Annotated in this window: 1 protein-coding gene; it reads right to left on the minus strand. The window is 72.0% G+C overall.

Annotation, left to right across the window (positions count from 1 at the left end; all coding sequences use genetic code 11):
* Positions 1 to 1,891: hypothetical protein (locus G7A99_RS02305; protein ID WP_163138761.1), on the minus strand; the 1,891-nt coding region annotated here is incomplete at both ends.

The raw sequence follows: 1,891 nt of genomic DNA on the forward strand, positions 1-1,891 counted from the left end.
TAACGAGAATGTCGCCGGCGGCATCCAGCCAGATGTGGCCGTCGGTCGCCTCCAGTCCGCCGAGGAGGATATCCCCGTTCTCGCCGGCCCGGCCCAGGGTGGTGATCTCGATGTGTCGCCCGGCCTTGATCTCGCCGTCCGCCGAGTCGAAGTTGCCACCGATGCCGGCGATGATGTCGCGCCCCGCCTCCAGGGTGTAGCCGCGGCCGTAGTCGAGGCGGTTGAGCTCCAGGCGGCCGTTGATGGCCATCAGGATGATGTCGCGGCTGGCCTTGATGTGATTCCCCACGATGTCACCGTGGGCCGATTCAATATCGGCATCACCGCCTTCCGTTTCGGACCAGTTCTCACCGTCGATGCCAGCGATGACCTCGCGGATGGTGATGTCGTCACCCGCGTACAGCTCCACCCGGCCGTCGGCACGGAGCCGCCGGGCGGTTCCGGAGCCCTCGATGCGGCCATGGCGCTGGGCACCGGTGGTGTGGATCCGGATCGCCTGATCCGGCGCGAACGCGTCCGCGGCCTCCACTGCCGCGAACCCGGCGTCCACGTGGATGCTGCCCCCGCGGGAGAGGAGGTCCAGCGCCCGGAAGTCCGCACCGCCGGCGGCGTCGTTCTCGTAGCCGCTGTGGTCGATGCCGGCCTCGAAGGCCATGTCGCCCTCGGCGGCGAGACGACCGTGATCCTGGGCCCCGTCGGTGACCACGCTGACGGACCAGCCGTCCCCGGCGTGGACGCCGCCGGCCTCGCCGTCGGCGATGGCGGAGGAGCCGGCGGTGACATCGATCAGCCCCGCCGGCGTCCGCAGCGTGGCGACGTCGAAGGCGCCGCCGACATCGTCGGCGATCACGTCCCCGGTGTTGCTCGTCACGGCACCGACGTCATAGTCCCCGGTGCCGGTGAACGTGAGCGTGTCCTCGAACGTGGCGGTCCGGCCGGTGGCGGTACCGGCCACGTCCATGGCCAGCGTGGCGTCGCCGGTGAGACTGTCGTAATCCACGTCGCCGGCGGCGGTCAGGCTCATCCGGGCGCCGGCGTCCAGGGTGCCGAGGTCCTGGTGCCCGTCGGCGCCGCTGCGCACCGTCGTGGTGGCGGTGAGGGTGTCCGTCACGGCGGCCGAGTCGATGGCCAGCGCCCCGGCATCGATGACCGCCGTGGTCCCGGCGATGAGCGTGCCGATGTCGGCGAGCCCGTCCACGGCGAGATCCATGGGCGCGTCCCGGGTCTCCAGCCGCGGCCCGGAGAAGGTCCCCGCCTCCACCAGCAGCCGGTCGGCGATGAGGTCCGCGCCGGTGACGGCCGGGGCCACGATCCGTGCGGTCGCGGTGCCGCTGCCGGAGGCCGTGCTGCGGTCGACGAACCCGATGGCGTGGTCACTGTGCAGCCGCAGATCACCACCGAGGGCGTCGGCGTGCAGCGTGTCCACGTCGACCTCCAGCGGCCGGGCAGACGTACCGATATGGCCGCCGGCACGCAGACGGGCGAGCCCTGCGTCGTTGCTGATCAGCGAGCCGTCGTCGGTCATCGTCAGCGAGCCGCCGGCGTCCAGCAGCAGGTCCGTGTCCGCCGCGCCGCCGCGGGCGCGGACACGGTCGGCAACGATATCGCCGGCCACGTCCACGGAGAGGCGGTCACCGGTCAGGCCGGCGTCGCCCTGCATCGCGAGGTGATCGCCGGTGATGTCGATCGCACCGGCCGCGGTGACACCGGCACCGCTGTTCACGGTCATGCCGAGGTCACCGACGGCCGCGGCAAAGGCGCCGGTATCCACGGCACCGTCCACCGTCAGGCTGCGGACATCGGCGACGTCGAGCGTGCCGGTCACGCTGGAGGCGGCGAGGGTCATGTCCGCCACGGCGCCGGCGTAAGGCAGTGCCGCCAGCCAGGCGTC

It is taken from the genome of Arhodomonas sp. KWT, from assembly GCF_010993615.1.